The following is an 8,771-nucleotide window of genomic DNA, read 5'->3' as shown; positions in this document are numbered from 1 at the left end:
GCACCCAGCCACGCCAGCAACTGCGTCGCCGACGGACCCGACTGGACATGCGTCATGTCCAGAACACGAACACCCTCCAAAGCCTTCGTCACAACCAAGGTTCCTTCCGGTCCGGGGGCCGGTGAGCAGGCCGATCGCGAGATTCCGTTCTGCAGTCTGTACATTGCATACAGCCGACGAATACTGTATGCAGACGTTTATCCCGCATGGACGACCCGGTGTCCAGAGGTCTGCACCGGATTATCGTTCGACCCCGAGTCAGGGCAGGTGCGTTTGACGATGGATCTGTTCGAGTACCAAGCACGGGAGCTCTTCGCGCGGCACGGCGTCCCCGTGCTCGCCGCCCACGTGGTGGACGACCCCGCCGAGGCCCGGGCCGCCGCCGAACGCCTCGGCGGACAGGTCGTGGTGAAGGCCCAGGTGAAGACCGGCGGCCGGGGCAAGGCCGGCGGCGTGAAGCTCGCCTCCGACCCCGCGGACGCCGAAGCGAAGGCCGGCGCCATCCTCGGCATGGACATCAAGGGCCACACGGTCGGCAAGGTCATGCTGACCCCGACCGCCGACATCCAGGACGAGTACTACGTCTCCTTCCTCCTCGACCGCGCCGAGCGCACCTTCCTCGCCATGGCCTCGGCCCAGGGCGGCATGGACATCGAGGAGGTCGCCGCCACCCGGCCGCAGGCGCTGGCCCGCGTCCCCGTCGACGTCGCCGAGGGCGTCACCGAGGAGAAGGCCCGGCAGATCGCCGAAGCGGCCGGACTCCCCGAGGAGACCGTGCCCGTGCTGATCGCACTGTGGGAGGTCTTCACCGCCGAGGACGCCCTGCTGGTCGAGGTCAACCCGCTGGTCCGCACCACGGACGGCCGCGTCCTCGCCCTGGACGGCAAGGTGTCCCTCGACGCCAACGCCCGCTTCCGGCACCCCGTCCACGAGGCCTACGAGACCCCCGGCGAGGGCGACCCCCTCGAGGCCGCCGCCCGCGCCAAGGGCCTCAACTACGTCAAGCTCGACGGCACCGTCGGCGTCATCGGCAACGGCGCGGGGCTGGTGATGAGCACCCTCGACGTGGTCGCCCACCACGGCGCGGCCCCCGCCAACTTCCTCGACATCGGCGGCGGCGCCTCCGCCCAGGTGATGGCCGACGGACTCGGCGTCATCCTCTCCGACCCCGACGTCACCTCCGTCCTCGTCAACGTCTTCGGCGGCATCACCGCCTGCGACGCGGTCGCCGACGGCATCGTCCAGGCCCTCGGCCAGGTGGAGCTCACCAAGCCCCTCGTCGTCCGCCTCGACGGCAACAACGCCGAACGCGGCCGCGCGGTCCTCGACGAGGCCGCGGCGTCGCTGGGCCCCCTCGTACAGCAGCTGGACACCATGGACGGCGCGGCCGCGCGGGCCGCCGAGCCCGCAAGGAGCTGATCGCGATGGCCATCTTCCTCGACCGCAACAGCAAGGTGATCGTCCAGGGCATGACCGGCTCGGAGGGCATGAAGCACACCCGCCGCATGCTCGCCTCGGGCACGGACGTCGTCGGCGGCGTCAACCCGCGCAAGGCCGGAACGAGGGTCGAGTTCGACGGGCGCACCGTCCCGGTCTTCGGGTCGGTCAAGGAGGCCGTCGGCATGACCGGCGCCGACGTCAGCGTCGTCTTCGTGCCGCCGCCCTTCGTACGCGCCGCCGTCGACGAGGCCGTCGACGGCGGGCTCGGGCTCGTCGTCGTCATCACCGAGGGCGTCCCCGTCCACGACACGGTCGCCTTCCGGGCCCGCGCGGTCGCCTCCGGCACCCGCGTGATCGGGCCCAACTGTCCCGGGCTCATCAGCCCCGGGCAGTCCAACGCGGGCATCATCCCCGCCGACATCACCACCGCCGGCCGCATCGGCCTGGTGTCGAAGTCCGGCACGCTCACCTACCAGTTGATGTACGAGCTGCGCGACCTCGGCTTCTCCACCGCGGTCGGCATCGGCGGCGACCCCGTCATCGGCACCACCCACATCGACTGCCTGCGGGCCTTCCAGGACGACCCCGAGACCGAACTGATCGTCATGATCGGCGAGATCGGCGGCGACGCGGAGGAACGCGCCGCCTCCTACATCTCCCGCCTGGTCACCAAACCGGTGGTCGGCTACGTCGCCGGCTTCACCGCGCCCGAGGGCAAGACCATGGGCCACGCCGGCGCCATCGTCTCCGGCTCCTCCGGCACCGCCCAGGCCAAGAAGGAGGCGTTGGAGGCCGCCGGCGTCAAGGTCGGCAGCACCCCGTCGGAGACCGCGCGGCTCGTCCGCGGGCTGCTGCGGTGACCGCCCCCGTACGGTCCGCGGGCGTCGAGCAACTGCTCCTGCGCAGGTACGACGTGGGCGCGGCACTCACGCCGATCGACCTCAGGAAGAAGGAGGCCCGCACCGGCGTCGCCATCGTCGCGTGCATGGACTCCCGGCTCGGCGTCGAGGCGATGTTCGGGCTGCGGCCCGGCGACGCCGACGTCATCCGCAACGCCGGCGGGTGCGTCACCCCCGACACCCTCCGCTCGCTGCGGATGAGCCAGCTGGAGGGCGGCACCCGCGAGATCGTCCTGGTGCACCACGAGGACTGCGCGGCGCTCGGAGACCCCGCCGAGGACCTCGTCACGTGCATGAACCGGGTCCGCGACGCCACGGAACTGCCCCGCACCGAGATGGTCAGGGGCTTCCTCTACACCCGTGGCGGGGCGCTGCGCGAGGTCCGCCCCGACCGGGCGGACCAACCGTGACCCTCGCCCTCAAACCCGGGACGGCCTGGGCGGACGCCTGGCGGCGGTGCCTGCGCGCCGCCCCCGAGGCGTTCCACGAGGACCGCGTGCTCAACCTGTGGGCCGGGGCCTGGCAGGCGGACGGCCGGATCCTGCCGTCCGTGAGCCCCGTCGACGGCACCCCCGTCGCCGGGGCGCCCCGGCTCGGCGCGGACACCGCCCGGCGGGCCGTCCGCGCCGCCCTCGACCAGCACCGCGCCTGGCGGGTGATCCCCGTCTCCGAGCGCAGGGCCCGGGTCTCGGCCGCCCTGGACGCCCTCAGCGAGCACCGCGCGCTGCTCGCCCTCCTCCTGGTCTGGGAGATCGGCAAGCCCTGGCGGCTCGCCCAGGCCGACGTCGACCGGGCCCTCGACGGCGTCCGCTGGTACGCCGGGGAGATCGACGACATGGTCGAGTGGCGCCGCCCGCTGCACGGCCCGGTCGGCAACCTGGCCGGCTGGAACCACCCGATGAGCGTCCTCGTGCACGCCATGCTGGTCCAGGCGCTCGCCGGCAACGCCGTCATCGCCAAGGTCCCCGCCGAGGGGGGACTGGCCTGCCTCACCCTCGCGTGCGCGCTCATCGCCCGCGAGGACGTACCGGTCACCCTGGTCAGCGGTGGCGACGACCTGGCGGCGGCATTGGTACGGGCCCCCGAACTCGGCTGCGTCTCCTCCGTCGGCGGCCGGGACCCGGGCGTCCGGCAGGCCTGCGCGGACGCCGACCCGGGCGGACGCCACATCCTGGGACAGGAGGGGCTGAACACCTGGGGCGTGTGGGACTACAGCGACTGGGAAACCCTGTCCGGTCACATCCGCGGGACCTTCGCCCACGCCAAACAGCGCTGCACCGCCTACCCGCGCTTCGTCGTGCGGCGCGAACTCCTCCCCGACTTCCTGTCCGCCTACCTGCCCGCCGTGCGCGACCTGCGGTTCGGCCACCCGCTCGCCGTGGACGACCCCGGGGACGACCTCCCCGGACTCGACTTCGGGCCGCTGATCACCGCGGCCAAGGCCAAGGAACTCGACGACCTCGTCTCCGAGGCCGTCGACCACGGCGCGGTCCCGCTGCACCGCGGCACCCTCGCCGACGCCCGCCTCCTGCCCGGTCAGGACACCTCCGCCTACCTGGCCCCCGTCACCCTCCTCAACCCGCCCCCCACCTCCCCGCTGCACCGCACGGAACCCTTCGGCCCGGTCGACACGATCGTCCCGGCCGACACCGAGGCCGAACTGCTGGCCGCCATGAACACCGGCGGCGGCACCCTCGTCGCCACCCTCTCCACCGACGACGCGGACACCTACGCCCGCCTCGCCCCGCGGATCCGCGCCTTCAAGGTCGGCCACAACCGCCCCCGCTCCCGCGGCGACCGCGCCGAGCACTTCGGCGGCCTCGGCGCCTCCTGGCGCGGCGCCTTCGTCGGCGGCGACCTGCTCGTCCGCGCGGTCACCCGCGGCCCCGCGGACGAGCGCCCGCCGGGGAACTTCCCCGGCTACCACCTCATGCCGCCCGAGCCCGGGTAGCTCCCCCCGGTGTCGGGGCCGACCGGGCCCCGGCACCCCGTGCACCCAGCGGATACGCAGGTGAAACCCACCCCGAATCCTTGGTATCGTTATCCGTGTCGCCGCGGGGCCAGCCCCGCGCATCACCTGTCCGGGTGGCGGAATGGCAGACGCGCTAGCTTGAGGTGCTAGTGCCCTTTATCGGGCGTGGGGGTTCAAGTCCCCCCTCGGACACCACCGTTGACGATACGGATACGAGGACCTCGACCTTCGGGTCGTGGTCCTCGTCGCGTTGTGCGTGACTGATGGTGACCCCCGGGCTGCGCAGAGCGGCCTCCCGGGGGCCGTACCCCGTCAGCGGGGCGGGATGTTGTGGTTCACGCGGAACGTGTTGTCCGGGTCGTGGGCCTTCTTCGCGGCGGTCAGGCGCCGGAAGCGCTCGGCGCCGTAGGCCTCTTCCAGTTGTTCGGGGTCGGTTGCCTCTTCGGTGGAGAGGAAGTTGACCATCCTGCGGTCGTCCGCCCAGGGCTCCATGGCCTTCATGACCTCGTCGAGTGCGCCGCGGAGGAATCCGGCCTGGTCGGGTCCGCCCACGCCGAAGCCGAAGAGGACGAAGGGAAGGCCGCGGGTGGAGACGGCGTTGGGCGCCGCGGGCTGCCGGTCGAGTGCGCCGCCGAGCATGCGGATCTCGACGCTCGCCAGCGGGGAGTTGGACCCGGGACCGAGCAGTTCGACCAGCGTATCGGCGGCTTCGGCGGGGAACGCGCGCAGCATGGTTGTGCGGTCGTAGTAGGGCATGGGCGTCGGGGGGTCCAGGTGGATGGCGCCCATGGCTGTGTAGGGCATCTCGCCGACGGAGTCGAGGAGTGCGGGGACGGCCGCGCGCAGGGGTGCGATCAGCCGGGCGCCCTCGGCCGCAGGACCGAGGAAGGCGAAGCGCACGTGGACCACGTACGCGCCGCGCAGTGGTTCCGGCAACTCGGGCAGCGGGGGCAGGCGTTGTACGGCCAGTGAGGAGGACATCTCCTCCGGCATGTCGGACTGCCAGGTGCGCCAGGTGTGCAGGAGGTCGGCGAGGTGTTCGCCGGGGAAGTGGATGCCGCCGCCGTAGAAGCTGGTCAGTGGGAACAGGTCGAATTCCAGCGCGGTGACCACGCCGAAGTTGCCCTTGCCTCCGAGCAGGGCCCAGAACAGTTCGGGGTCGGTGTCGGGCGTGACGTGCCGCGACGCGCCGTCGGCGGTGACCACGTCCAGTGAGCGGACGTGGTCCGCCGCGTATCCGAGGCTGCGGCCGAGGACGGGGCTGAGTCCGCCCCCCAGGGTGTAGCCGGCCACACCGACCAGCGGCGCCGAGCCGCTCACCGGGGCGAGGCCAAAGGTGGCCGCCTGGTCGATCACCTCCTGCCAGATCACGCCGGCCTCGACCCGTGCGCGTCGCCGGTCGGCGTCGATGGTGATGCCCTTCATGCGCCGGGTGCTGATCAGCACCCCGCCGCGGGCGGGGCCGACCTGCTGGTGGCCCGTGGTCTTCACCGTCACGGGCCGGCCGTGGCGGGCCGCGAAGGAGACCGCCGCCCGCACGTCGGCCGCGTCGGCGGCACCGACCGCGAGCGCCGGCTCCAGGGAGAGGTTGAGGTTGTAGATCTCGCATTCTGCGTCGTAGCCCTCGTCGCCGGGCAGCAGGACCGGGCCGCTCACCAGCGATGCGAGTGCGGCCGCCTCCGCGGGCAGCGCCCGTGCGAACGGATCGTCAAACGTCATGGGTTCCTCGTGGGATGTGGCCGCGGGCCGGCGGCTCCGCGGTGGCGGGCCCGCCCCGACCGGGGCGGGCCCGGCGGATGATCAGGCGTCGGCGCGCAGCGGCCGCAGGGCCTTCGACCAGGCGACGACCTGGTCGAGCGTCGCATCGAGGGTGGTCCGGTGGTGGGGGCCCGGCTTGAAGACGCTGTAGTTCTCGAAGTCGGTCAGGAGGGACAGCGCGACCTGCGCCCGCACCGTGGCGATCTGCAGTTCGCTCGCGATGAGGCGCAGGTGCTCCACGGCGCGGATGCCGCCGCCGGAGCCGTAGCCCACGAAGCCGGCCGCCTTGTTGTTCCACTCGGCGTACAGGTAGTCGAGCGCGTTCTTCAGGGCGCCCGTCGTGGAGTGGTTGTACTCGGGGGTCACGAACACGTAGCCGTCGAACTCGGCGATCTTCGCCGCCCAGGCCTTGGTGTGGTCGTTCTGGTACTGCCCGAACGACGGGGGGAGCGCCTCGTCGAGGAGCGGCAGCGGGTAGTCGGCCAGGTCCACGAGCTCGAACTCCGCGTCGGAACGCTGCTTGGCGATGTCGAGGACCCAGTCCGCCACGGCGGCGCCGTTGCGCCCCGGGCGGGTGCTGCCGAGGATGATCGCGATCTTGGTCATGTCGTGCCTTTCGTCGGTGCGGCGCACGGCAGGCAGGGAAGCGGTGCCAGGCGCCGGAGGGTGACGCGCGCCGGCAGCCCGGGTGCGGTTCCGTCACGGGACGCGCAGGGAGGGTGATCGGGTGCTTCGGTGAACCCGCTCCCGGCCGAGGAGGGCGCACGCGAGCCGGCTCCTCCGGGGGCGTCCGCCCTCGTCGAGCGGCGCGGGCCCGGTGCCGACGTCGTCGTCGGTGGGGACAGTAGGGCGGCGCCACGGCGAAGGCAATCAGGGCGAGATGCCGGATGTGTCCACTGATGGGCGCGCGTTGCGGGACGGCGTGCCGCCCGGGCCGGGCGCCCGTGAGCCGTCGGCCGACCGCCCGTCGTCCCGCCGCATCCCCGGTTCCCAGGGGCTGTGCGGCGCCGGTGGTGTGTCGCGCCGTGCAGGGGCCCGGCGCTCCGGTGGTCGGTTCGCGGGGCCGGGCGCCAGGGCCGAATCCCTGCACGGTGAGGCAAGCCGGCCGGCGGATCCCTGCGCGGAGAGGCAAGACGACGGCCGGTGTCCGGCCTACCTTGGGGACGTCACCCCGTGACGGGGAAGGGGGAGGGCGCTTCACCGCTCAAGCGGCGGTGACGGTCAGGGCGTTCCGGACGCCGGGTGGGGTGGCGCTGTCGGTGGCGGGAACTCCTCTGTGCCGGCTGCCCGTTCCAGCCGCCATTCGCGGGGGCTCGATCCGTACGCCGCCTTGAACACGCGACTGAAATGGGGTGCGCTGGTGAATCCCCACCGGTGGGCGATCGCCTCGATCGTCATGAATCGCCGCGCCGGTGAGGCCAGTTCCCGCCTGCACTCCTCGAGGCGCTGCGTCCTGATCCACGCACCGAGGGAGATTCCCGCCCGGGACAGGGTCAGGTAGAGCTGCCGTACGGAGACGTGGTGCTCGGCCGCGATGCGTGCCGCGGTCAGATCGGGTTCCGCGAGATGGCGGCGGACGTATTCCTCGACGCGCTGGAGGAGCGTGCCGTGCAGGGGCCCTCTGGCCAGGTCGTCACGGCCGGCGCCGGTGGTGACCACGGCTCTGATCAGGTCGACGCAGGGCTGCGCGTACAGGGCGGCCTCCGCCTCGCCGACGGGGGCCCGGCTGCGCGCCATCCGTGCGAAGAACGCCGCCGCGGCCCCCATGAGCGGGTGCTCCGAGCCGATGCGAGCGGCGGTGACCTGGCCGATCAGGGACGACCGCAGCCCCAGGACGTGTGTGGGGACGCGCACGGTGACCGCGTGCACGGTGCCGTCGAAGAAGATCTCGTAGGGCTTGGCGTTCTCGATCACCGTGAGGTCCCCCGCCCGGATGACACCCCGTCTGCCTCCCTGGCCGAACCGGGTGACCCCCGCTTCCTGGAGGACCACGAAGACGTGCGGCTCCATGTCCTCCTCCGCCTGGGTGGTCGCTCGCCGCAGGCCGGCCACGTTCCAGTCGATTCCCGTGACCTCCACCGGCCCCACCGTGGTGATGTCCGCGACGGCCCGCAGGCGGGCCGGGTCCGACGGGAGATCCACCTCTATCCGGCCGTTCACCGACCGCGAGAGCTCACGGATGGCGTCCGCGCGGTCGCCGGGAGCCAGTGACCCCACCTCGAACCGAATCGCCATGCGGATTTCCTCCCAAGCCGGTCGCACGGCACGCATTGCCGGATGGCCCTCCACGGTACAGCGGCCGGACGTCCGATCCGGGCGTGTGGTTGCATCATGCACACACTGGATGTGGCAGGTCGGTGCGGGTGCGGGTGCGCATGCCGGTGCCGGTGCCGGTGCCTCGCCGCGGGCGGGGTGCGGGCGCGGCCGGTCGCGGTCGCGGTGCGCCCGGCGGCTCCGCGCCGCCGGCCGGTACGGGCAAATCTTTGCCCGCGTTCTCTGGACATCCACCGCGTCGGCCGCAACCATGGTTACTCCATACGGTATGCAATCTGCAGTATGGGATCCGACGTACCACTCCCGACCCGTCGTTGGACTTGTGAGGTGGCCGTTGTGACGAAGGCTTTGGAGGGTGTTCGTGTTCTGGACATGACGCATGTCCAGTCGGGTCCGTCGGCGACGCAGTTGCTGGCGTGGCTGGGTGC

General features: G+C 72.3%; 9 protein-coding genes and 1 tRNA gene. 6 read left to right on the top strand and 4 right to left on the bottom strand.

Features of this window, described 5'->3' with window-relative positions; genetic code table 11:
- Positions 1–92 (bottom strand): CoA transferase (locus ACFZAU_RS41575; RefSeq protein ID WP_354803300.1); only part of this gene is annotated, 92 nt, incomplete at its 3' end.
- Between the two features lie 187 nt (positions 93–279).
- Here ACFZAU_RS41575 and sucC point away from each other — a divergent pair.
- The 5 genes from sucC (at position 280) to ACFZAU_RS41550 (ending at position 4,506) form a co-directional block, all read left to right on the top strand.
- Positions 280–1,419, top strand: coding sequence for an ADP-forming succinate--CoA ligase subunit beta (gene sucC / locus ACFZAU_RS41570; RefSeq protein WP_500466386.1), 1,140 nt, complete (start codon positions 280–282; stop codon positions 1,417–1,419).
- Positions 1,420–1,424: 5 nt separating this feature from the next.
- A complete protein-coding gene (gene sucD / locus ACFZAU_RS41565; protein ID WP_499611775.1) occupies positions 1,425–2,300 on the top strand; it encodes a succinate--CoA ligase subunit alpha in 876 nt (291 codons plus the stop codon).
- Positions 2,297–2,749: a carbonic anhydrase gene (locus ACFZAU_RS41560; RefSeq protein WP_500556568.1), complete on the top strand. Its 453-nt coding sequence runs from the start codon at positions 2,297–2,299 to the stop codon at positions 2,747–2,749. The genes sucD and ACFZAU_RS41560 overlap by 4 nt, the downstream gene beginning before the upstream one ends.
- Positions 2,746–4,290, top strand: coding sequence for an aldehyde dehydrogenase family protein (locus ACFZAU_RS41555; RefSeq protein ID WP_500556567.1), 1,545 nt, complete (start codon positions 2,746–2,748; stop codon positions 4,288–4,290). The genes ACFZAU_RS41560 and ACFZAU_RS41555 overlap by 4 nt, the downstream gene beginning before the upstream one ends.
- A gap of 128 nt (positions 4,291–4,418) precedes the next feature.
- A tRNA-Leu gene (locus ACFZAU_RS41550) sits at positions 4,419–4,506 on the top strand.
- Positions 4,507–4,623: 117 nt separating this feature from the next.
- Here the strand turns inward: ACFZAU_RS41550 and ACFZAU_RS41545 are convergent.
- From ACFZAU_RS41545 to ACFZAU_RS41535, 3 genes are all read right to left on the bottom strand, one after another.
- Positions 4,624–6,030, bottom strand: coding sequence for an FAD-binding oxidoreductase (locus ACFZAU_RS41545; protein ID WP_500556566.1), 1,407 nt, complete (start codon positions 6,028–6,030; stop codon positions 4,624–4,626).
- A gap of 81 nt (positions 6,031–6,111) precedes the next feature.
- The gene (locus ACFZAU_RS41540) at positions 6,112–6,675 is read right to left on the bottom strand and encodes an NADPH-dependent FMN reductase (RefSeq protein ID WP_500556570.1); all 564 of its coding nucleotides are present in this window, start codon (positions 6,673–6,675) and stop codon (positions 6,112–6,114) included.
- Between the two features lie 615 nt (positions 6,676–7,290).
- Positions 7,291–8,304, bottom strand: a complete 1,014-nt coding sequence (locus tag ACFZAU_RS41535; protein WP_500556565.1) for a helix-turn-helix domain-containing protein — start codon at positions 8,302–8,304, stop codon at positions 7,291–7,293.
- A 321-nt stretch (positions 8,305–8,625) separates the two neighbouring features.
- Between ACFZAU_RS41535 and ACFZAU_RS41530 the strand changes: the two genes are divergently transcribed.
- A partial coding sequence (locus ACFZAU_RS41530; RefSeq protein ID WP_500556569.1) for a CoA transferase occupies positions 8,626–8,771 on the top strand: 146 nt, incomplete at its 3' end.

The organism is Streptomyces sp. NPDC008238, assembly GCF_042956445.1.
Taxonomy (GTDB): Bacteria; Actinomycetota; Actinomycetes; order Streptomycetales; family Streptomycetaceae; genus Actinacidiphila.
The sequence above is the reverse complement of the archived record's forward strand: the minus strand, read 5'-3'. Positions and strand labels throughout refer to the sequence as shown.

Bases quoted from the DNA above. Each gene is read 5' to 3' on its own strand.
- sucC (WP_500466386.1), top strand. From the start codon at position 280: ATGGATCTGTTCGAGTACCAAGCACGGGAGCTCTTCGCGCGGCACGGC.
- ACFZAU_RS41545 (WP_500556566.1), bottom strand. From the start codon at position 6,030: ATGACGTTTGACGATCCGTTCGCACGGGCGCTGCCCGCGGAGGCGGCC.
- ACFZAU_RS41540 (WP_500556570.1), bottom strand. From the start codon at position 6,675: ATGACCAAGATCGCGATCATCCTCGGCAGCACCCGCCCGGGGCGCAAC.
- sucD (WP_499611775.1), top strand. From the start codon at position 1,425: ATGGCCATCTTCCTCGACCGCAACAGCAAGGTGATCGTCCAGGGCATG.
- ACFZAU_RS41535 (WP_500556565.1), bottom strand. From the start codon at position 8,304: ATGGCGATTCGGTTCGAGGTGGGGTCACTGGCTCCCGGCGACCGCGCG.